The following is a 21786-nucleotide window of genomic DNA, read 5'->3' on the forward strand; positions in this document are numbered from 1 at the left end:
AATATTACCCCTATTTTTATTATTTTTGCACTCTTGATAAACAACTACTTATAAAACGTATGAAAACAGTACAATTTAGAGAAGCCGTTTGCGAAGCAATGAGCGAAGAAATGCGCAGAGATGAAAGCATTTATTTGATTGGTGAAGAAGTTGCAGAGTACAACGGAGCATATAAAGCTAGTAAAGGAATGTTAGACGAATTTGGAGCAAAACGTGTAATAGACGCTCCTATCGCTGAATTAGGTTTTGGTGGTATTGCTGTAGGATCAGCAATGAACGGTAACCGTCCTATTGTTGAATATATGACTTTCAATTTCTCATTAGTGGGTATTGATCAAATTATTAACAACGCTGCCAAAATTCGTCAAATGAGTGGTGGGCAATTTAACTGTCCTATCGTTTTCCGTGGGCCAACAGCCTCTGCAGGTCAATTAGCAGCAACACACTCACAAGCTTTTGAGAGTTGGTATGCAAACTGTCCTGGATTAAAAGTAATTGTTCCTTCGAACCCTTACGATGCTAAAGGATTATTAAAAGCAGCTATTCGTGATGACGATCCAGTAATTTTTATGGAGTCTGAACAAATGTACGGTGATAAGATGGAAATCCCAGAAGGAGAATACATTATCCCTATTGGTGTAGCTGATATTAAAAGAGAAGGTACAGATGTAACCGTAGTTTCTTTCGGTAAAATTATTAAAGAAGCTTACAAGGCTGCTGATGAATTAGCTAAAGAAGGTATTTCAATAGAAATTATCGACTTACGTACCGTTCGTCCAATGGATCATAAAGCCATTTTAGAATCTGTAAAGAAAACAAACCGATTAGTTATTTTAGAAGAAGCATGGCCTTTCGGAAGTGTATCTTCAGAAATTACTTTTAGAGTACAAGACGAAGCATTTGATTATTTAGATGCTCCTATTAAAAGGATAACAACTGCCGATACACCAGCACCATATTCACCAGTTTTATTGGAAGAATGGTTACCTAATGCTGATGATGTTATAGCCGCTGTAAAAGAGGTAATGTATCGTAAGTAATTAAAAGAAAAAAAAGAAATTGAAAAAAATAAAATCCTTTTGGCACTCGTCAAAAGGATTTTGTAGTAAGTACACAAATGAAAAACCTACTAACACTACTATTAATCCTAACAACCAGCTACTTAAGTGCTCAAATAACACTGCAAGGTAAAATTGTTGATGAATTTAACACTCCTTTACCTTTTGTTAATGTAGTTCTAAAAAACACCACTTTTGGAACTACTACCGATGATGACGGTAAATTCTATTTAAAAACCCCTAAAAATAGAGGTCTCCTAGAGATTTCATTTGTAGGTTTTCAAAAACAAACATTAAAAGTAAATCAAAAAACAAAATTTTTAAATATTGTTTTAAGAGAAGAAAGTAATCAATTAGACGAGGTTGTTATTGTTACCAAACCTAAAAAACGCTTGAAAAAGAAAGAAAACCCCGCTTATAAAATTCTAAAAGAAGTTTGGAAACGTAAAAGAAAAAACGGGCTTGATTTAGTTAACCATTATCAATACAAGAAGAATACTTCAATAGAAATTGGTCTTAATAACTTAGACACACTTTTCCTGAAGAAGTTATTTAAAAACGAATACAAACAAGCAATTAAAGAAGTTCAATACGATAGTGATGGTATTAATTATTACATACCTATTTATATAAATGAACAGGTTTCTAATATTTATGGTAATAATGTAAGTAATGCTGTAAGAGAAGATATTGAAGCTGAAAAATCGGAAGGATTAAATGCGCAAGGGTTTGTTTTTGATCGAATGGCTAACACTTTTCAAAATATTGATGTATTTCAAAACGATATTACATTATTAAGAAAGTCATTTGTAAGCCCATTATCTACAGATGGTTTTTCTACTTACGATTATGTTCTATACGATAGTATTGTTGACAACAACCGAAAATTATACAATATTTACTTCTTTCCTAGAAGAGATGGTGATTTAGCATTTCAAGGAAATTTATGGATTGCAGACAAAAGCTTTTCAGTGAAAAAGCTAAAAATGAAAGTACATAAAAGTATTAACTTAAACTTTGTAAGAGGATTAACTTTTGAGAAAGAATTTGAGGTTAGAAATGATAGCATATACATTCCTACTAAAAATGCTTACGAAGGAGACTTTACCTTTCTTGACAAAAACGACAGTAATAAAGGATTAACAATTAAGAAAAACATTACGTTTGAAAACTACATTTTAAACAAACCTCTTTCTGAAAAATTCTACGAGGAAAAAATTGAAAAAATAAGACCTAATCAGTATGAAAAAGGAGACGCATACTGGGATTCTGTTCAAAATGATGAAAGTAAGAAAACGTATAAATTAATCAAAAACGTTAAAAAGAAAAAGCAAATCAAAAACATCACAGGACTTATCAACACTGTTTCTAGCGGATATATAAACACTAATTTAGGTTTTCAAGTCGGTCCTTTTTGGACTCTTTTCGCAAACAATCAAGTAGAAGGATTTAGAACTAAATTAGGATTTAGAACCTTTGTAACTAAAGACGATAGGTTTCGCCTAACAGGTCATGTTGCCTATGGGTTTAAAGACAAAAAAGTGAAATATGCTGCCGAGGGTCGCTATTTATTATCCTACAAACCTAGAATAGCAATAGGAGCTGCTTATCAAAAAGATATTGAACAATTAGGTAGTACCTTGTTAAACACCACACAACTTTTAGGTAGAAGTTTTGGTACTGCTGCTGTATTTTCAAGAGGCGATAACTACTTCTTATCTAATGTAGAAAAGATTGCTACAAATTTTGACTATCAAATTCAACAAAATTTACACTTTGGCATAAATCTTTCTCATGCTAAAATCTCCTCTGCAGACGAAAGATATTTCTCTATGGATTACATTGATGAAAATGGAGATATACAGTCAAAATTAACAGATGTAGCCTCAGACATCTATCTTACATATACCCCAGGTAGATTTGTATATGGTTTAGGGGTAGAAAGACGTTTTGGGAAAAATGTTTTCCCTACCTTAGTTTTAAACTACCGTAAAGGATACAAAGATGTTTTCAACGGCACACATAACTATGACAAAATTCAATTCAAGTACAACCAACCTATTTTACTAAGTAAATTCGGAATTTTAGATGCTACTTTTGAAGCTGGAAAAACTTTTGGAAATGTACCAATAGCTTTACTAAGTCCGGTACCTGCTAACCAATCTTTTTCTTTAGTGAAAGATACTTTTACCTTACTAAATTATTACGATTTTGTTACTGATGAATATTTAGCAGGACATTTTGAACACCATTTTAATGGTTATATTTTAAATAGAATTCCATTATTAAAAAAACTAAAACTTCGAAGTTTAGTAACTTTTAGAGCAGCTTATGGAACCGTTTCAGCAGAAAACAAAGCTATAAACGCTGGAAACGTAAATTATAATGCTCCAAATAAAGTATACTATGAATATGGTTTTGGACTAGAAAATATAGGATATGGTAACTTACGTTTTCTTAGAGTTGATGCTATTTGGAGAAGTAATTACACCCCTCCTGTAGGCTCTACAGTTGCACCAACACCGAAGTTTGCTATTCGTATAGGAATTAAACCTGGCTTATAATCATACAATTAACCATAAAATAAACCACTTTTTTTCTTATAAAAACTAATAAATCGTTACTTTTGCAAACCGATTTTAGAAACGAAGAAAAGTTAAGAATATATGACCGCAAAAGAAAGAAAAACAGTAGATGTTTTAATTGAAATTCCAAAAGGAAGTAGAAATAAGTACGAGTACGATTTTGATTTAGGAAAAATTCGTTTTGACAGAATGTTATTTTCTTCAATGATGTACCCTGGTGATTATGGATTTATTCCTCAAACTTTAGCATTAGATGGAGATCCATTAGACGTATTAGTTTTAGGAGCAGAACCAACTTTCCCAATGTGTGTTATGGAAGTAAAGCCAATTGGTGTTTTTCATATGGCTGATGAAAAAGGTCCAGATGAAAAAATCGTTTGTGTACCTGTATCTGACCCTATTTGGAACAAATACAATGATTTATCTGACTTAAACCCTCACCGTCAACAAGAAATTACTCACTTTTTCCAAGTATATAAAGACTTAGAAAAGAAAAAAGTTGATATTGGAGATTGGGGTAATGCAGATGAAGCTTACGAAATTTTAGATAAATGTTTAGAGCGTTATGAGAATAGCGAACATAAAGCTAATGGAAATTTCAAGATTTAATCTGTAAAAATTATCCTATATAAAACAAAAAACCTCTCAGTTACAACTAAGAGGTTTTTTGTTTAGTTATTGATTTTGTTATATTTACGAACACTTATAACTAATCAAATAACAATAACATGAAACAAAACATGATATATGTGCCAATACTTTTGGCACTTTTAGGACTCATTTTTATGTATATAAAAATGATCTGGGTTAAAAAACAAGATGCAGGAAATGAAAAAATGCAATCCATTTCAAAAAGTATTAAAGAAGGAGCTCTTGCTTTTTTAGCTGCCGAATATCGATTATTACTAATCTTTGTTATTATCGCTTCATTAGCTTTATTCGGAATCTCTCAATTAGTAGAAACAACCAGCATTATGATTGTTCCTGCATTTATCATAGGAGCAATTTTTTCTGCACTAGCAGGAAACATAGGAATGCGTATTGCAACCGATGCTAACGCAAGAACAGCTGAAGCTGCCAAAACTAGTTTACCACAAGCTTTAAAAGTATCTTTTGGTGGTGGAACCGTAATGGGACTAGGAGTAGCAGGTTTAGCTGTTTTAGGATTAAGTTTATTTTTTCTAATATTCGTCGGTCAATTTATTACTGAAGGAGGAAACTTCTACAATGAAATGACTGTCGTACTAGAAGCTTTAGCTGGTTTTTCTCTAGGAGCTGAATCTATTGCTTTATTTGCTCGTGTAGGTGGAGGTATTTATACCAAGGCTGCCGATGTAGGAGCTGATCTAGTAGGAAAAGTAGAAGCTGGAATTCCTGAAGACGACCCTCGTAACCCAGCTACCATTGCTGATAATGTAGGAGACAATGTAGGAGATGTTGCAGGTATGGGAGCCGATTTATTTGGTTCATACGTAGCAACAGTATTAGCAGCCATGGTTCTTGGAAACTATGTTATTAGAGATATGTCAATAGACTCTACTTTTTCCGATGCATTTAACGGAATGGGACCAATATTACTTCCATTAGTAATTGCCGGAGTTGGTATTGTAGCTTCCATTATTGGAACTTTCTTGGTAGGAATTAAAGACAATACAGCAAAAGAAGCAGAAGTACAAAAAGCATTAGATACAGGAAACTGGGTTGCTATTATTTTAACCTTAGCAGCAAGTTTCTTCTTAATTAAATGGATGCTTCCTGAAACAATGCAAATGAAATTCTTTGGGGCAGGTTTTAAAGAAGTGCCTTCTATTAATGTATTTTGGTCAGCCTGTATTGGTTTAGCCGTAGGTGCTTTAATTTCTATGGTTACTTCTTACTACACAAGCCTAGGAAAAAAACCTGTATTAACTATTGTACAAAATAGTGCTACAGGAGCTGGTACTAATATTATTGCTGGTTTAGCTGTAGGTATGAAGTCTACTTTCTTGTCTGTTTTATTATTTGCAGCTGCAATTTACGGTTCATATTATTTTGCAGGATTTTACGGAGTTGCTTTAGCAGCTTCAGCAATGATGGCAACTACTGCTATGCAATTGGCTATTGATGCTTTCGGACCTATTGCTGACAATGCTGGTGGAGTTGCTGAAATGAGCGAATTAGAAGATCATGTTCGTGAGCGTACTGATATATTAGACTCTGTTGGAAACACAACTGCTGCGGTTGGTAAAGGTTTTGCCATTGCTTCTGCTGCCTTAACTGCTTTAGCTTTATTTGCAGCTTATGTAACTTTTACAGGAATTGACGGAATAAATATTTTTAAAGCAGATGTATTAGCTATGCTATTTGTTGGAGGAATGATTCCTGTAATATTTTCAGCATTAGCAATGCAATCTGTAGGAAAAGCAGCTATGGAAATGGTACATGAAGTTCGTCGTCAGTTTAGAGAAATTCCAGGAATTATGGAAGGAACAGGAACTCCCGAGTACGCAAAATGTGTAGATATCTCAACCAAAGCTGCTTTAAAAGAAATGATTTTACCGGGGTTAATTACCATTATTACCCCAGTAATTATAGGGTTAGTTTTTGGTGCTGAACCTCTAGGTGGTTATATGGCAGGTGTTTGTGTATCGGGTGTTATGTGGGCTATTTTCCAAAATAATGCTGGTGGTGCATGGGACAACGCTAAGAAATCTTTTGAAGCAGGCGTTGAAATCAACGGAGAAATGACCTACAAAGGTTCTGATGCTCATAAAGCAGCCGTTACTGGTGATACTGTTGGTGACCCTTTTAAAGATACCTCTGGCCCCTCAATGAATATTTTAATTAAACTTACATGTTTAGTTGGTTTAGTTATTGCTCCAATATTAGGCGGGCATACTTCTTCTGAAACAAATGAAGAGACAGAAAACATTAAAGTTTGGATTGACAAGAATGGTGAAAAACATGAAATAAAACTTTCTACTGATGCTGAATTTACTACAGAAAACAAATTAGAAAACATCGTTAAAGTAAATATTGAAAAGAATGACGATGGTACTGCTAAAGCAACCATTACAACCACTACTATTAAAAATGGTGAAGAAGTAACTGAAGAAAAAACTTTTGAAGGCACTTTAGAAGAAGTTAAACAGAAAATTAAAGAGTACGAAAACTCAAAAAAAGAGTAAACTTCAACCTATATAAAACCCGAACCCGATAGTAGTATTTCTATCGGGTTTCTTATTTTTGTGCGATGTCAAGAACTGTACGCATTTTTCCTATAGATGAGCCAAATAAATTCAAACAAAAACTATTTGTTTGGGCTAAACAATTTGAAACAGCTATTTGGCTAGATTCTAATAATTATGAGCAACAATACAGCTCTTTTGATTGTGCTTTAGCTGTAGAAGAGTTTACTTCTATTAAAACAGATTACTATAACGCTTTTGATAAACTAAAAGAGTATCAATCTTTCACCAAAGACTACATCTTTGGCTACATTAGTTATGATGTTAAAAATGATACTGAAAGACTAATCTCTAATAATTTTGACAGGCTTCATTTTCCTGACTTGTACTTTTTTCAACCTCAAAAATTAATTTTCATCAAAGGAAATACAGTTGAATTTCACTATTTACAAATGATTGATGATGAGCTAGAAGAAGATTTTGAAGACATTATTGAAACCAATCCTATTATTCAAAATCATGAACAAGAAGAAACAGATGAAGTAAAAATAAAACTCCGAATACATAAAGATGAATACCATCAAAAAGTAGAAAAAGTACTGGAGCATATCCATAGAGGAGATATTTATGAAGCTAACTTCTGTCAAGAATTCTATGCAGAAGACACAATCATAAATCCGTATAAAGTATACACGCAGTTAAACAAAATATCAGAACCTCCATTTGCTACTTTTTTTAGAAATGACAATCATTACTTGCTTTCTGCTACTCCAGAACGGTATATTAGAAAAGAGGGGGCTAAAATTATTTCTCAACCTATAAAAGGAACTGCAAAACGACTTATCAATCCTATTGAAGACGAGAAAATTGCTTTTGATTTAGCTCGTGATGAGAAAGAACGATCAGAAAATATTATGATTGTAGATTTAGTCCGTAACGACTTATCAAGAACAGCTAAAAAAGGAAGTGTCCAAGTGGAAGAACTATGTAAAGTATACTCTTTTAAACAAGTACACCAAATGATTTCTACTGTAGTTTCAGAAATTGAAAACACTACACACCCAGTTGATGTAATCAAAGACACCTTCCCCATGGGCAGCATGACCGGAGCTCCCAAAATTTCAGCCATGAAAATCATTGAAGAATTAGAAGAAACCAAACGTGGTTTATACTCTGGAACCGTTGGCTATTTTACTCCAAATGGTGATTTCGATTTTAACGTAGTTATCCGAAGTATTTTATACAATTCAGAAAACAGATACGTTTCATATTCAGTAGGTGGTGCTATTACAGCAAAGTCTACTCCAGAAAAAGAATATGAAGAATGTTTACTAAAAGCCAAGGCTATGAAGTATGTTTTAACACATACTAATAAAAGTTAACTATATTTATAGCAAATACTCACTGAGTATTTTACAATCAAAAAACTATTTAAAAAAATAAAGAGATGAACAACGCCTTTAAAATTTTGCTTTTTGTTGCTGTAATTGCAACAGCAGTTTCTTGTAAATCAAACAAATATTCATTTTTAAATGAGTATCCGACTAAAACTGTTCCTTTAACTGACAGCACTAATTTTAGCAATCATGCAGAAGGTAAACTATTAACAAAATCACAGCAAGAACTTTTAAAATTACCTTCAATTTTTGAAGATCAATTAACTGAAGAAAGTAAAATTGGTGTTTCTTATCTTCCTAAATTATCAGAAAATTTCCAATCAGTTGTTTATTATTTTTATCCAAACAACAACGAGCTTATTTCGATGTTAGTAACTTATGATAAGCAATTCAATATAATTAACAGTCAAATACTAGCTTATGATGAAATTGCTGAAGGAATGCTAAGAACTACCTCTACTCTTAACAAAAACAGTATTGAATTAGTTGAATACATTTCTGATTCTCCTTCTACTATTATTTTTAATATTTTAGAAGACGGAAACATAACCAGAGACTAATGACACACAATACTTTTACATTCAATTTTCATAAAACCGAGTTTTTTGGTCAATATTGGCAACCTGAAACTATTAAAGCTATAGTTGTTATTATTCACGGAATGGGAGAGCACTCTGGTAGATATGACCATGTAGCTCAAAAATTAACTGACAACAATTTTGGAGTAATTGCTTTTGACCACTTCGGTCATGGAAAAACCACAGGAAAAAGAGGTCATAACCCAGGGTTTGAATATGTATTAAAAAGTGTAACCAAACTTATTGATAAAGCTATAGAGGTTTTTGGTGATAAACCAATCTTTTTATATGGGCATTCAATGGGAGGAAATACTGTAATTAACTACACACTTAGAAAAGAACATCAACTACAAGGAACCATAGCTACAAGTCCGTTTTTACGATTAGCATTTGAGCCACCTGCATGGAAATTATCATTAGGAAAGCTTATGCAAAAAATCGCACCTTCAATTACTTTGGGCAATGAGTTAGATGTAAATGATGTATCTCGCGATCCGGTTGAAGTTCAAAAATATATTGATGATCCACTAGTGCACGATAAAGTAAGCCCTAATTTCTCTTTATCTTTTATTGATACTGGCGAATGGGCTATTAACAATGCCAATTCTTTAAAAACACCTATGCTTTTACTACACGGTACTGGCGATAGAATTATTGATTATAAAGGAACTGAAGCTTTTGCTAACAATAGCTCAAAAGCTAGTTTAAAATTATACGAAGGTGGATATCATGAGTTACAAAATGACTTATGTAAAGAAGAAATGCTACAAGACGTAGTAAACTGGTTAAATACTCAATTATAATAGTTACCTACTGTTGTTTTTTATGCTCCAAGAATTAGCTAAACATATTGACAAACATTTTTCTTTTTTAAAAGGTAAAAAACTACTCATTGCTATTTCTGGTGGAGTTGACAGCGTTGTATTAACACATTTATTACATCAACTTAAATTTGATATTTCCTTAGCGCATTGCAACTTTCAATTAAGAAGTGAAGAAAGTGATAAAGATGAAGAATTCGTTAAAAACCTAGGAAAAAAACTAAACCTTAACACATATACAATTCGTTTTAATACGAATGAATATGCTGTTAACAATAAATTATCAACACAATTAGCTGCGAGAGAACTTCGTTATAGTTGGTTTGAAAAATTAAGCAACGAACATTCTTTTTCACATTTACTTACAGCTCATCATGCCGATGATAATTTGGAGACTTTTTTAATTAACCTATCTCGTGGCACAGGATTGGAAGGCTTAACAGGCATCCCTCCTATTAATGGAAGTATTGTACGCCCGTTACTTGTTTTTTCTCGCGAGGAAATTTTAAACTATGCAAAACAAAATAATATTGAATGGCGTGAAGATGAAAGTAATTCAGAAATCAAATATCTTCGAAATAAAATACGCCATCAGGTTACTCCTATATTAAAAGAACTGAATGCTAGTACTTTAAAAAATTTCAATAAAACAATTGATCACTTAAAAGAATCTCAACAAATTATTGATGATAAAATAGAGGAAGTTACCCATGAAATTATTGCAAAAGAGGGTGATTTATTAAAAATCAACATTGAAAAACTGTTAAAGTTATCCAATCCAAAACCCTACCTCTATCAGTTGCTAAAGCCCTATGAATTCAAGGAATGGAACGATGTTTACAACCTTATTTATGCGCAATCTGGAAAGCAAATTTTAACAAAAAATTATACTTTGTTGAAAGACAGAGATTTTTTATTACTTTTACGCACTAGTGAAAAATCCTCTAACGAAGAGGAGGTTTACACTATTAGGGAGGAAAACAAAGAAATTACAGCTCCAATTAGGCTGCTACTGAAAAGGGTTCAAAAAAAAACAGATACTGATCAAAAAAGTATTTATGTTGATAATGAACTTCTTAGTTACCCCCTAAAACTTAGACGGTGGAATTCCGGCGATTTTTTTTATCCTGCAGGAATGCTAGGTAAGAAAAAAATAAGTAAGTATTTTAAAGACGAGAAAATATCAATCATAAATAAAAATAAAATTTGGCTTCTCTGTTCTAGTAAAAATGAGATTATTTGGATTATAGGAAAACGACAAGACAGACGCTTTTTACCAACAGAAAAAACGACCAAACTATTACAAATTAGTATTTAATTAACCCCATCAAACTACATAGAATGAAAAAATTCTTTACTCTATTTTTATTATTCATAGGTTTAGCGGTTTATTCTCAATCTGATGATAACCCTGTTGTTGTAACTCCTAAGGTAGAGAAGATCTCTGATACCGAGTACGACCTTATTTTTGACGTATTAATAGCTGAAGACTGGCACTTATACTCTCAGTATAACCCAGAAGACGCTTCTTTACCTATGACAATTTCACCTGCAGAAGGACAAACTGGATATACCCTAAACGGTAAAGCTAAAGAAAGTGAAACTGAAACACAGTTTAGTGAAATCTGGGGAAAAGACGAAATCTTTTTCGTTGAAGAAGGTAAATTAGTACAGCGAATTACTGTTTCTGACTCTACATTAACGAAGGTAACTTTAAATCTTGATGCTCAAGTTTGTAAGGAATACTGTTTACCTTTTGATGAAGATTTTACATTCTCTTTAACAGGCGAAGTTGTAGAACAAACGGTTGCAGAAGTTGATGATAAAAGTAAAGAGTTATCACAATCTTTAAATTTAGATTTAAAAAATACTGTTTTATTAAAAAGCTCAACAGACACAAGTGCTGATGGAGAAGAAAAGGATAACAGTTTATTAAATATCTTTTTATTAGGTTTTGTTGGTGGATTATTAGCGTTTTTAACTCCATGTGTATTCCCAATGGTTCCTTTAACTGTATCATTCTTTACAAAACGTACAGAAAAAAAAGGTAAAGGTGTTGGTAGTGCAGTTTTATATGGTTTCTTTATCGTATTAATCTACGGATTAATAAGTCTTCCTTTCCATTTCTTAGACACATTAGATCCAGAAATCTTAAATAACATTTCTACCAATATTTGGTTAAACTTATTCTTCTTTGTTATTTTAATATTCTTTGCAGGTTCTTTCTTTGGTTTCTACGAATTAACTTTACCTAGTTCTTGGAGTAATAAAGCAGATAGCGCTTCTAACGTTGGAGGTTTCTTAGGAATATTCTTCATGGCATTAACATTAGCAATTGTATCGTTCTCTTGTACCGGTCCAATTTTAGGTTCTTTATTAGCAGGATCGTTAAGCGGTGGTGCTATGCAATTATCTATAGGTATGGTAGGATTTGGTTTAGCTTTAGCATTACCATTCGCTCTATTTGCAATGTTCCCTAACTGGTTAAACACTTTACCAAAGTCTGGTGGCTGGTTAAACACAGTTAAAGTTGTTTTAGGTTTTATTGAATTAGCTTTCGCTTTCAAATTCTTATCTAACGCAGACTTAGTTGGTCACTGGGGACTATTAAAAAGAGAAATCTTTATCGGTATTTGGGCTTTAATTGCATTCTTATTAGCTTTATACTTATTTGGATTTATTGGAAAAAAATATGGAAAGATGACTCTTTTCAGAGTGTTAGTAGGTATAGGTGCATTAGCTTTATCTGTATACTTAGCTCCTGGAGTAATGGAAAAACCAGCTTGGAATCAAAATGAATTATTAAGTGGTTTTGCTCCACCTAAATTCCATAGTATTTATGAAAAAGACAATCACTGTCCACTTAACTTAAACTGTTTTAAAGATTTTGACGAAGGTATTGCTTACGCTAAATCTGTTAACAAACCAGTTTTACTAGATTTTACAGGATGGGCTTGTGTTAACTGTCGTAAAATGGAAGAAAATATTTGGAGTCAACCAAACATCTACTCTTTAATTAATGATGATTATGTATTAATTTCATTATATGTAGATGACCACCAAAGAATGTTACCTGAAGATGAGCAGTTTGATTTTATCAAATCTAACGGTAAGGTAAAAAGAATTAGAACGTATGGTGATAAGTGGGCTACATTACAAGCAGCTAACTTTAAAACTGCTTCTCAACCATTCTATGTATTAATGAGTCCTGAGTTAGAAGTATTAAACTCACCTCAACAGTATACAGATCATACAACATACTACAATTGGTTAAAAACTGGTTTAGACCGTTTCAATAACAACTAATACAGTATTTCATAATATTTATAAAGCCTCTTTAAAAAAAGAGGCTTTTTTTATATCTTACCATAAAAAAATAGATGACGCCAGAAACAATCATCAGTATCTTTTTAGGTATTGGGTTAGCCGCTTCAGTCGGATTTAGAGTCTTTTTACCCTTATTTGCTTTAAGTTTAGCTGGGTATTACCAAATTATTCCTTTAAATGAAAGCTGGGTATGGGTAGCAAGCGCCCCTGCTATTATTACCTTAGGTGTTGCCACTTTACTTGAAATATTTGCCTATTACATCCCTTGGTTTGATAATTTACTCGATACCATAGCAATTCCGTTAGCTGCTATTGCAGGTACAGCAGTAATGGTTTCAACCCTTGCCGATTTATCACCTGTAATTACTTGGGCTTTGGCAATTATTGCTGGTGGAGGAACTGCAAGTGCTATAAAAGGCACTACTGCTTCGGCTCGTTTAACTTCTACAGCTACAACTGCTGGAGTTGCAAATCCTATAATTTCAACGGTAGAAACAGGCTCTTCTGTAGTTATGTCTGCTTTCTCCATTTTTTTACCTATAATAGCTATCATTTTTGTTGTTCTTATCTTCTTAAGCATGCGAAAATTATACAGATTTGTTTTTCCTTCATTAAAAAAAGAAGAAGATTTACCATAACCAAATCATCAACAACATCTTAACATATTTTTTATATCTTTAACAGAAAGAGAAAAAATATGCTAGTAAAAGTTTATGGAAGCGCTGTTTTTGGTATAGAAGCAACCACCATTACTGTTGAAGTAAATATTGATAAAGGAATAGGTTATCATTTGGTAGGACTACCTGATAAAGCGGTAAGTGAAAGTTCGTACAGAATCTCGGCTGTTTTGGCAAACAATAACTATAAACTTCCTGGTAAAAAGATAATCATTAATATGGCTCCTGCTGATATTCGAAAAGAAGGTGCTGCATATGACCTAACCTTAGCTATTGGAATTTTAGCTGCGTCTAATCAAATCCAATATGAAAACATAGGAGATTATATAATTATGGGAGAACTTTCTTTAGATGGAGGTTTACAACCTATTAAAGGAGCATTACCTATAGCTATAAAAGCGCGGGAAGAAGGATTTAAATACTTAATTCTACCTAAAGAAAATGCGAAAGAGGCTGCTATAGTTAATGACCTAAATATTTTGGGCGCAGATAATATTATGGAAGTTATCAATCATTTTGAAGGCAATAAACTAATAGAGCCGACGACAGTGGATACTCGAGCTGAATTTTATAAACACATGGATTTTCCAGAGTTTGATTTTGCCGATGTAAAAGGACAAGAATCAATTAAACGCTGTATGGAAATTGCCGCTGCTGGCGGACATAATATTATATTAATTGGGCCTCCAGGTGCAGGAAAAACAATGCTAGCAAAACGACTTCCTTCAATTTTACCTCCAATGACCTTGTATGAAGCTTTGGAAACTACTAAAATACATTCTGTAGTAGGAAAAGTAAAGAATACTGGTTTAATGTATCAACGTCCCTTTCGTTCACCTCATCATACAATATCTGATGTTGCACTCGTAGGTGGCGGACAATATCCTCAACCGGGTGAAATCTCTTTAGCACATAACGGAGTCCTTTTTTTAGATGAACTTCCCGAATTTAAACGAACAGTATTAGAAGTAATGCGTCAACCTCTAGAAGATAGAGAAGTTACGATTTCTCGTGCTCGTTTTACAGTAAATTATCCCAGTAGCTTTATGTTAGTAGCAAGTATGAACCCTAGTCCTTCAGGGTATTTTAATAACTCAGACGCTCCTATTACCTCCTCTCCTGCTGAAATGCAACGTTATTTAAGTAAAATATCGGGCCCACTATTAGATCGAATAGATATCCATATAGAAGTAACTCCTGTCCCTTTTGAAAAACTCTCTGAAGAACGTAAAGGAGAAAGTAGTATGGATATTAGAAACCGTGTTACTGAGGCTAGAGAACTACAAACGGAACGATTTAAAGAATTTGACAACACTCATTACAATGCTCAAATGAACGTAAAACAAATACGTAAGTTCTGTAAAATTTCAGAAGAGAGCAAACAACTTTTAAAAATAGCTATGGAGAAACTAAACCTTTCTGCTAGAGCCTACGACAGGATTTTAAAGGTATCTCGAACCATTGCAGATTTAGCAAACTCAAAAGATATTCAATCAGAGCATATTACTGAAGCTATTCAATATAGAAGCTTAGACCGTGAAGGTTGGCTAGGATAATTATAAAGCTAGAATTCAAGCAAGTATACAACTTTAAAACAGTTAGGGAAATGTTAAAAAATTGTGCTTTCATTTAAAATCACTAATTTAGGCGCTTATTATAACGCTGGATAGCAAAATTAAACACACCCTAATGAAAAAACTAGTTTACTTATTGGCATTTTCTTTTGCCTTAGTTTCATGTAAAGAGGAACAAAAAGATTATGTGACTTTTTCTGGAAAAATAACCAACAAAAACTCTGATTCTGTTGTAATATCTAACCCTCAATTTAAATTCAACAGAGTGATAAAAGTTGATGAAAATGGTATGTTTAAAGATACTATGAATGTAAAAGATGGCTTTTACAGACTTTTTGATGGTAAAGAATACGCTACTTTATACTTAAAAAACGGAGCTGATATTAACATGACTCTTGATACTAATGAGTTTGATGAAACTATCACTTTTACAGGAGAAGGTTCTAAAGAAAGTGCTTTCATCGCTAAATCTTCTATAGAGCAAGAAGCTTTATTTGGAGATAAAGAATTAATGGATTTACCAGAATTAGACTTTAGAGCTAAAGTTTCTGAATTTGTTGATGGATTTAACAAAAGAGTAGATGAAGCTGCTTTAGATTCTACTTTTGCTGCAAATCAAAAACAAAGTATTACTGGTTTAGAAAAATACTTAACTAAAGTATATAACGACAAACAATACCTAGCAAAAAACTTAGCTAAAGGAATGGAGTCTCCTAAGTTTGTAGATTACGAAAACAATGCTGGAGGTACTACTTCTTTAGATGATTTAAAAGGAAAATACGTTTATATCGATTTATGGGCTACTTGGTGTCAACCTTGTAAAAACGAAATTCCTTTCTTAAAGCAAGTTGAAGAAAAATATCACGAGAAAAATATCGAGTTTGTAAGTATTTCTGTTGACAGACAAAAAGATTATGAAACTTGGAAACAAATGATTGTTGACAAAGAATTAACAGGAGTTCAATTATACGCTAAAGAAGACAAGTCTTTTATGGATGCTTATAGAGTATCTGGAATTCCAAGATTTATTTTATTAGATCCTCAAGGAAATATTGTAGATGCCAATGCTCCAAGACCTTCTAATCCTAAGTTAGTTGAGTTATTTGAATCATTAAACATCTAAGTCTTAAAAGACATTTATAACTTAAAAAGCCCACTAATTAGTGGGCTTTTTTATTGCTTAAATTATTCTTCTTTAGATTCATTAAAAATAATTATATTTGCCGAATGAATTTTTTTGTAGAAGAATTATCATTTAAAATTTCTTATGGTGGCAGAAACTGTTACCAACTAGATTTAGGCTATAAAGTAATAGACTTTACTTTCTGCCAACTATTAACCTTCAGAAAAAAAGTACTAGAATACGCTTCTTATGAATCTTTAGAAACGATTATCGACGGTGATAACTTCGTACTCCTTTTTGCAGCAGACAACAAACACCTATTATTTTTAGATGTACCTCAACTCATAGAGTTACGAGAACTTCTTTTATCAGTATTTAAGCAGAAAAGTCTTTACTAAGACTAGCTTTAAATTAGCCCCTCTATTCTTTTTAGAGCCTTATAATCTGTATCTTTATAGTATTAAAACTAAACAAAATATTATGGAAACAGCAATAAGAAGAGACATGATTTTAGATGTGGAAGTAGTTGATTTGCTAAACCACCAAATAACGATGGAGCAACAAGCTTCTTCTAAATATTTAGCCATGGCATCATGGTGCGACCAAAGAGAGCTTAGAAATAGCGCAGCATACTTTTATAAGCAAGCTGAAGAAGAAAGAGAGCACATGATGAAGATTTTCAAATTCGTTAACGATAATGGAGGCAGTGCAATGTCACCTGTAGCTACTGAAGTTGCTCACGAATTTGAAAGCTTACGAGCTATTTTTGAAGCTTCTTTAGATGCCGAAATAGAAGTAACTAAATCTATTCACCACGTATTTAAAACCGCAAGAAAAGTAAGTGATTTTACTTCTGAAATCTTTTTACAATGGTTTGTAACAGAACAAGCCGAAGAAGAAGAAAAAGTAAGAGACATTTTAGACTTAATCGATTTAATGGAAGGTATGCCATTAAAAATGATTGATGAGCGTATTCCTACTGAATAAAACTTTTATAAACAGTATAAAAAAATCCCGCAACAATGTTGCGGGATTTTTTTATGTCTTGACTCTATGAATCTAGTATCTATAATGTTCTGGTTTGTATGGACCTTCAACAGTTACACCAATATATTTCGCTTGGTCTTCACGTAACTCAGTTAACTCAACACCAATCTTCGCCAAGTGTAATTTTGCTACTTTTTCATCTAAGTGTTTTGGTAACATATACACATCATTTTCATACTTATCAGCATACTTCCATAATTCGATTTGCGCTAGCGTTTGGTTTGTAAATGAGTTAGACATTACAAAACTTGGGTGACCTGTAGCACAACCTAAGTTTACTAAACGTCCTTCTGCCAATACAATAATATCATTTCCTTTAACTGTATACTTATCAACTTGTGGCTTAATTTCAACCTTAGTATCTCCATAAGTCTCGTTTAACCAAGTCATTTGAATTTCATTATCGAAGTGACCAATGTTACAAACGATAGTCTTATCTTTCATTGCTTCGAAGTGCTCAGAACGAACGATATCTTTGTTACCAGTTGTAGTAATTACGATATCAGCCTTACCTACAACTGTTTCTAATTTCTTCACTTCAAAACCGTCCATTGCTGCTTGTAATGCACAAATAGGATCAATTTCAGTAACAGTAACAATAGAACCAGCTCCACGGAAAGATGCCGCAGTACCTTTACCTACATCACCGTAACCACAAACTACTACTCTTTTACCTGCTAACATCACATCAGTAGCACGACGAATCGCATCTACTGCAGATTCTTTACATCCGTATTTGTTATCAAATTTCGATTTAGTAACCGAATCATTTACGTTAATCGCTGGCATTGGTAATGTTCCATTCTTAACACGCTCGTATAAACGGTGAACACCAGTAGTTGTTTCTTCAGATAAACCTTTGATTCCTTCAGCTAATTCAGGATATTTATCCAATACCATGTTGGTTAAATCTCCACCATCATCTAAAATCATATTTAATGGTTTCTTATCTTCTCCAAAGAATAAAGTTTGCTCAATACACCAGTCAAACTCTTCTTCGTTCATTCCTTTCCAAGCATACACAGGAGTACCTGCAGCAGCGATAGCAGCAGCAGCTTGATCTTGCGTAGAGAAAATATTACAAGAACTCCAAGTAACCTCAGCTCCTAAAGCTTGTAATGTTTCAATTAAAACCGCAGTTTGAATCGTCATGTGTAAACATCCTGCAATTCTTGCTCCCTTTAAAGGTTGCTCCTCTTTATACTCTTCTCGTAAACTCATTAACCCTGGCATTTCAGCTTCTGCCAATTCAATCTCTTTTCTTCCCCAATCGGCTAAAGAAATATCTTTAACTTTGTAAGGAACATATGTTGCGGTTTTTGTGCTCATATTTTTGTATATTTATATATCTTAAATTTGAGTCGCAAAATTACGAAATAACTTTCTAAAATATGCCTCTTTACAAAACATTAACGGTAAACAATCATGCTAAAGCATTGATTTGGAAGATAGATGAACCTTTTGAAGAACTTTCAAAAGGGATTTTTCTTACAGATGAAAATCAACAGCGAGTAAACGGTATGAAGTCCGATTTACATCAGAGGGGTTTTTTAAGTGTGCGCCATTTACTAAAAGAAATTGGCTATTCCGATAACGATTTGGTATATGATGAGTACGGAAAACCACATTTAAAAGACGGAAATTTTATTTCGATAACACATTCATTCATTTTTTCGGCAATCATTATTTCTACAGAACAACCCGTGGGAATCGATATTGAAATGCAGCGCGATAAAATTGTAAAAATCGCACACAAATTTACTCCGATAGAAGAGTACAAATCGATAGCTAACCATGATGCTTTAGTTAGTAAACTCACCATCGTTTGGGGTGCTAAAGAAAGTTTGTATAAAATCTATGGAAAGAAAAAACTACTCTTTTTAGAAAACATTTATATTGAAGATTTCTCTTTCGACACCAATGAAACTACAGGTAAAATTTTATATGAAGGTGAAACTTCCGATTTCGATATTCGCTTTTTGGAAATGGAAGGATTTACCTGTGTGTATGCCTACTAAAAAAAAGGAACTATTCTTTTAAAACATCGTAAACAATTTTGAAACTTTGTAACTTTGTTTCTTTTCAACAAAAAGAACAATGAAAATCTCTGTAGAACTTACGCTAAGTCCACTTCAAAACGAATTTGAAGAACCAATTATCAATTTCATAAAAAAACTACGCGCTTCTGGTTTAACCGTTTTAGAAAATCCGTTAAGCACCCAAGTGTATGGTGATTATGATACCGTGATGCGTTTAGTTACTTCTGAATTAAAAAATACTTTTGAATTAATTGACAACGGATTGCTATTTATGAAAATCGTAAAAACAGATCGTAGCGATTATGAGCCAACTTTTTGATTTCCTTTTTGGGCAGTATGCTGATTACAACCCTATCCATGTTTGGCTAGAAATTATTGCGGTAATCTTTGGTTTTTTATCCGTTTGGTATTCTAAACAGAATAAAATTTGGGTATTCCCTACGGGGATGATAAGCACCGCTATTTTTGTATACCTCCTATTAAAATGGGAATTATTAGGCGATATGATGATCAACGGGTACTACTTTATTATGAGTGTATATGGTTGGTATATCTGGACACGAAAAGTAGACGCCACCCATGTAACTCCTATCTCTAGAACAACATCTAAAGAAAAAAAACAAAGCATAGCCATATTTTTAGCCACCTTAGTTTTCGTCTATGCTGTTTATACCGTTTTTGATAAATGGACGAGCTGGACAGCTTATGTAGACACCGTTACTACTGCTATTTTCTTTGTAGGAATGTGGCTGATGGCAAAACGAAAAATAGAAAACTGGATTTATTGGATTATTGGCGATATTATCTCCGTTCCACTGTACTTTTACAAAGGATTTACCTTTACCAGTTTTCAATATTTATTATTTACCTTTATTGCAATTGCAGGATATTTAGCATGGAAAAAGCACTTACACAACAACCCATCAACCTTGTAAAGGTGGTATTATTTGGACCTGAAAGCACAGGAAAAACAACACTTTCTGGTCAGTTAGCGCGTCATTACAATACTGTTTGGGCTCCCGAATTTGCACGTGAATACTTGCAAGACAAGTGGAACAACGAACGTAAAACTTGTGAGCAGCAAGACTTGATTCCGATTGCTGAAGGACAAATGGGCTTGGAAAATGAATTGGCTAAAAAAGCGGATAAAGTACTCATATGTGATACCGATTTATTGGAAACCAAAGTATATTCTGAAGAGTATTATGGCGGATTCGTAGATCCGAAATTAGATGAAGCTGCGATTGCAAATACCTACGATATTTATTTTTTAACCTATATCGACACGCCTTGGGAAGCTGATGATTTACGCGACAGACCCGAGCAACGCTTGGAAATGTTCAAAGCCTTTGAAAATGCGTTGAAAAAATACAACCGTCCGTATGTGTTGTTGAAAGGTGATAAAGAAACCCGTTTGAAAAAAGCAGTGGAAGTTATTGATGCGTTACTCACTAAAAAAGAAAACTTATACTCTTTTTCCGACACCCTTACCGATTTAGATATGCACTTCATGCACCAATCACCCGACACACCTAATTACGATATGTAAAACACATGTGTTGTCATTGCGAGTGAAACGAAGTAATCTTTAAATTATGAGTTCTCTATATACAGATTACTTCGTCGTATCCTCCTCGTAGTGACGTCCATTTTATTCGTCATTGCGATCCCGATACTTCGGGAGAAGTAATCTGCTTGTCGACAAAAAGATAACCACGTCGTTAACACTCCTCGTTATGACGAACCTAAAAAACATACCTTCATTACTATAATAGATAAACGTCATTACGAACGACAGTGAAATAATCTTTTCCTTTTTATCTTTAACTATTCACTAGGACAAGCCTCTTTACAAACAACAATAGATTTTCTATATTTGAAACATTCACAAACCCTATGAACAAAGAACAACTTTTAAAAGAACTCAATTTTAAAGCCGTACGAAGCTCTGGTGCGGGCGGACAGCATGTAAACAAAGTATCCTCGAAAGTAGAGCTGACGTTTACTATTGAAGACTCTTTAGGACTTACAGATGAAGAAAAAGAGTTGTTGCTTAAAAATTTAGGGAACCGATTATCTAAAGACCATATACTAACCCTAAGCTCTCAAGAAAGCCGTTCACAACATCGCAATAAAGAACTCATTATTGAACGCTTTTTTAACCTTATAGAACAGGCTTTAGTAGTACCTAAAGTACGCAAAGCCACCAAACCTAAAAAAGCAGCGATTGCCAAACGATTGGACGCTAAAAAACAACACGCTGAAAAAAAAGAAAACCGAAAGAAATTTCGGTTTTAACATGGTTTAACTTTTAACTTCTCGAATACGCACCAAACTGGAAATCCGTGAAGATTTTGATAAGTAGGCTCGTAACAAGCAATTAATTATACAAA

The 21786-nt window shown here is 33.3% G+C and carries 20 protein-coding genes; 19 read left to right on the forward strand and 1 reads right to left on the reverse strand.

Annotated features, from left to right (window positions below; genetic code table 11):
* The first annotated feature begins 59 nt into the window (after window positions 1-59).
* From C8N26_RS01035 to C8N26_RS01100, 14 genes are all read left to right on the forward strand, one after another.
* Entirely contained in the window at window positions 60-1040 is a 981-nt protein-coding gene (locus C8N26_RS01035) for a pyruvate dehydrogenase complex E1 component subunit beta (protein WP_028891312.1), read from the forward strand.
* Between the two features lie 77 nt (window positions 1041-1117).
* Window positions 1118-3622 carry a DUF5686 family protein gene (locus C8N26_RS01040; RefSeq protein ID WP_120185663.1) on the forward strand — a complete coding sequence of 835 codons (2505 nt, stop codon included), beginning with the start codon at window positions 1118-1120 and terminating at the stop codon, window positions 3620-3622.
* A gap of 102 nt (window positions 3623-3724) precedes the next feature.
* Window positions 3725-4252 carry an inorganic diphosphatase gene (locus tag C8N26_RS01045; protein WP_028891314.1) on the forward strand — a complete coding sequence of 176 codons (528 nt, stop codon included), beginning with the start codon at window positions 3725-3727 and terminating at the stop codon, window positions 4250-4252.
* Between the two features lie 119 nt (window positions 4253-4371).
* Entirely contained in the window at window positions 4372-6810 is a 2439-nt protein-coding gene (locus C8N26_RS01050; protein ID WP_120185664.1) for a sodium-translocating pyrophosphatase, read from the forward strand.
* 65 nt (window positions 6811-6875) lie between these two features.
* The gene (pabB, locus tag C8N26_RS01055) at window positions 6876-8192 is read left to right on the forward strand and encodes an aminodeoxychorismate synthase component I (RefSeq protein ID WP_120185665.1); all 1317 of its coding nucleotides are present in this window, start codon (window positions 6876-6878) and stop codon (window positions 8190-8192) included.
* Window positions 8193-8257: 65 nt separating this feature from the next.
* Window positions 8258-8767: a hypothetical protein gene (locus C8N26_RS01060; protein ID WP_120185666.1), complete on the forward strand. Its 510-nt coding sequence runs from the start codon at window positions 8258-8260 to the stop codon at window positions 8765-8767.
* Window positions 8767-9588 carry an alpha/beta hydrolase gene (locus C8N26_RS01065; RefSeq protein WP_120185667.1) on the forward strand — a complete coding sequence of 274 codons (822 nt, stop codon included), beginning with the start codon at window positions 8767-8769 and terminating at the stop codon, window positions 9586-9588. Before C8N26_RS01060 ends, C8N26_RS01065 begins: the two co-directional genes overlap by 1 nt.
* Before the next feature lie 22 nt (window positions 9589-9610).
* Window positions 9611-10924, forward strand: coding sequence for a tRNA lysidine(34) synthetase TilS (tilS, locus tag C8N26_RS01070; RefSeq protein WP_120185668.1), 1314 nt, complete (start codon window positions 9611-9613; stop codon window positions 10922-10924).
* Between the two features lie 23 nt (window positions 10925-10947).
* Window positions 10948-12912, forward strand: coding sequence for a protein-disulfide reductase DsbD family protein (locus tag C8N26_RS01075; protein ID WP_028891319.1), 1965 nt, complete (start codon window positions 10948-10950; stop codon window positions 12910-12912).
* 74 nt (window positions 12913-12986) lie between these two features.
* Window positions 12987-13571: a DUF4126 domain-containing protein gene (locus tag C8N26_RS01080; protein ID WP_120185669.1), complete on the forward strand. Its 585-nt coding sequence runs from the start codon at window positions 12987-12989 to the stop codon at window positions 13569-13571.
* A 59-nt stretch (window positions 13572-13630) separates the two neighbouring features.
* A complete protein-coding gene (locus C8N26_RS01085; protein WP_120185670.1) occupies window positions 13631-15166 on the forward strand; it encodes a YifB family Mg chelatase-like AAA ATPase in 1536 nt (511 codons plus the stop codon).
* A gap of 133 nt (window positions 15167-15299) precedes the next feature.
* Window positions 15300-16307 (forward strand): TlpA family protein disulfide reductase, encoded by a 1008-nt coding sequence (locus C8N26_RS01090; protein ID WP_120185671.1) that lies wholly within the window; start codon window positions 15300-15302, stop codon window positions 16305-16307.
* Window positions 16308-16411: 104 nt separating this feature from the next.
* Window positions 16412-16705, forward strand: a complete 294-nt coding sequence (locus tag C8N26_RS01095) for a hypothetical protein (RefSeq protein ID WP_120185672.1) — start codon at window positions 16412-16414, stop codon at window positions 16703-16705.
* A gap of 82 nt (window positions 16706-16787) precedes the next feature.
* Window positions 16788-17294, forward strand: coding sequence for a ferritin (locus tag C8N26_RS01100; protein ID WP_120185673.1), 507 nt, complete (start codon window positions 16788-16790; stop codon window positions 17292-17294).
* A gap of 72 nt (window positions 17295-17366) precedes the next feature.
* On the opposite strand, the gene ahcY is transcribed toward C8N26_RS01100, so the two are convergent.
* Complete coding sequence (ahcY, locus tag C8N26_RS01105; protein ID WP_120185674.1) at window positions 17367-18683, reverse strand: adenosylhomocysteinase; 1317 nt, start codon at window positions 18681-18683, stop codon at window positions 17367-17369.
* Window positions 18684-18745: 62 nt separating this feature from the next.
* On the opposite strand from ahcY, the gene C8N26_RS01110 reads away from it, so the two are divergent.
* From C8N26_RS01110 to arfB, 5 genes are all read left to right on the forward strand, one after another.
* Window positions 18746-19372: a 4'-phosphopantetheinyl transferase family protein gene (locus C8N26_RS01110; protein ID WP_120185675.1), complete on the forward strand. Its 627-nt coding sequence runs from the start codon at window positions 18746-18748 to the stop codon at window positions 19370-19372.
* Between the two features lie 79 nt (window positions 19373-19451).
* The gene (locus C8N26_RS01115) at window positions 19452-19712 is read left to right on the forward strand and encodes a hypothetical protein (protein WP_120185676.1); all 261 of its coding nucleotides are present in this window, start codon (window positions 19452-19454) and stop codon (window positions 19710-19712) included.
* A complete protein-coding gene (gene pnuC, locus C8N26_RS01120) occupies window positions 19696-20328 on the forward strand; it encodes a nicotinamide riboside transporter PnuC (RefSeq protein ID WP_120185677.1) in 633 nt (210 codons plus the stop codon). The genes C8N26_RS01115 and pnuC overlap by 17 nt, the downstream gene beginning before the upstream one ends.
* Window positions 20289-20942 (forward strand): AAA family ATPase, encoded by a 654-nt coding sequence (locus C8N26_RS01125; protein WP_120185678.1) that lies wholly within the window; start codon window positions 20289-20291, stop codon window positions 20940-20942. The genes pnuC and C8N26_RS01125 overlap by 40 nt, the downstream gene beginning before the upstream one ends.
* A gap of 347 nt (window positions 20943-21289) precedes the next feature.
* Window positions 21290-21691: an alternative ribosome rescue aminoacyl-tRNA hydrolase ArfB gene (gene arfB, locus C8N26_RS01130; protein WP_120185679.1), complete on the forward strand. Its 402-nt coding sequence runs from the start codon at window positions 21290-21292 to the stop codon at window positions 21689-21691.
* Window positions 21692-21786 lie beyond the last annotated feature (95 nt).

This window comes from Tenacibaculum lutimaris (assembly GCF_003610735.1).
Taxonomy (GTDB): domain Bacteria; phylum Bacteroidota; class Bacteroidia; order Flavobacteriales; family Flavobacteriaceae; genus Polaribacter; species Polaribacter lutimaris.

Excerpts from the sequence above, each read along its gene's own strand:
- C8N26_RS01035 (WP_028891312.1), top strand. The coding sequence starts at position 60 with ATGAAAACAGTACAATTTAGAGAAGCCGTTTGCGAAGCAATGAGCGAA.
- C8N26_RS01040 (WP_120185663.1), top strand. The coding sequence starts at position 1,118 with ATGAAAAACCTACTAACACTACTATTAATCCTAACAACCAGCTACTTA.
- C8N26_RS01045 (WP_028891314.1), top strand. The coding sequence starts at position 3,725 with ATGACCGCAAAAGAAAGAAAAACAGTAGATGTTTTAATTGAAATTCCA.
- C8N26_RS01050 (WP_120185664.1), top strand. The coding sequence starts at position 4,372 with ATGAAACAAAACATGATATATGTGCCAATACTTTTGGCACTTTTAGGA.
- pabB (WP_120185665.1), top strand. The coding sequence starts at position 6,876 with ATGTCAAGAACTGTACGCATTTTTCCTATAGATGAGCCAAATAAATTC.
- C8N26_RS01060 (WP_120185666.1), top strand. The coding sequence starts at position 8,258 with ATGAACAACGCCTTTAAAATTTTGCTTTTTGTTGCTGTAATTGCAACA.
- C8N26_RS01065 (WP_120185667.1), top strand. The coding sequence starts at position 8,767 with ATGACACACAATACTTTTACATTCAATTTTCATAAAACCGAGTTTTTT.
- tilS (WP_120185668.1), top strand. The coding sequence starts at position 9,611 with ATGCTCCAAGAATTAGCTAAACATATTGACAAACATTTTTCTTTTTTA.
- C8N26_RS01075 (WP_028891319.1), top strand. The coding sequence starts at position 10,948 with ATGAAAAAATTCTTTACTCTATTTTTATTATTCATAGGTTTAGCGGTT.
- C8N26_RS01080 (WP_120185669.1), top strand. The coding sequence starts at position 12,987 with ATGACGCCAGAAACAATCATCAGTATCTTTTTAGGTATTGGGTTAGCC.
- C8N26_RS01085 (WP_120185670.1), top strand. The coding sequence starts at position 13,631 with ATGCTAGTAAAAGTTTATGGAAGCGCTGTTTTTGGTATAGAAGCAACC.
- C8N26_RS01090 (WP_120185671.1), top strand. The coding sequence starts at position 15,300 with ATGAAAAAACTAGTTTACTTATTGGCATTTTCTTTTGCCTTAGTTTCA.
- C8N26_RS01095 (WP_120185672.1), top strand. The coding sequence starts at position 16,412 with ATGAATTTTTTTGTAGAAGAATTATCATTTAAAATTTCTTATGGTGGC.
- C8N26_RS01100 (WP_120185673.1), top strand. The coding sequence starts at position 16,788 with ATGGAAACAGCAATAAGAAGAGACATGATTTTAGATGTGGAAGTAGTT.
- ahcY (WP_120185674.1), bottom strand. The coding sequence starts at position 18,683 with ATGAGCACAAAAACCGCAACATATGTTCCTTACAAAGTTAAAGATATT.
- C8N26_RS01110 (WP_120185675.1), top strand. The coding sequence starts at position 18,746 with ATGCCTCTTTACAAAACATTAACGGTAAACAATCATGCTAAAGCATTG.
- C8N26_RS01115 (WP_120185676.1), top strand. The coding sequence starts at position 19,452 with ATGAAAATCTCTGTAGAACTTACGCTAAGTCCACTTCAAAACGAATTT.
- pnuC (WP_120185677.1), top strand. The coding sequence starts at position 19,696 with ATGAGCCAACTTTTTGATTTCCTTTTTGGGCAGTATGCTGATTACAAC.
- C8N26_RS01125 (WP_120185678.1), top strand. The coding sequence starts at position 20,289 with ATGGAAAAAGCACTTACACAACAACCCATCAACCTTGTAAAGGTGGTA.
- arfB (WP_120185679.1), top strand. The coding sequence starts at position 21,290 with ATGAACAAAGAACAACTTTTAAAAGAACTCAATTTTAAAGCCGTACGA.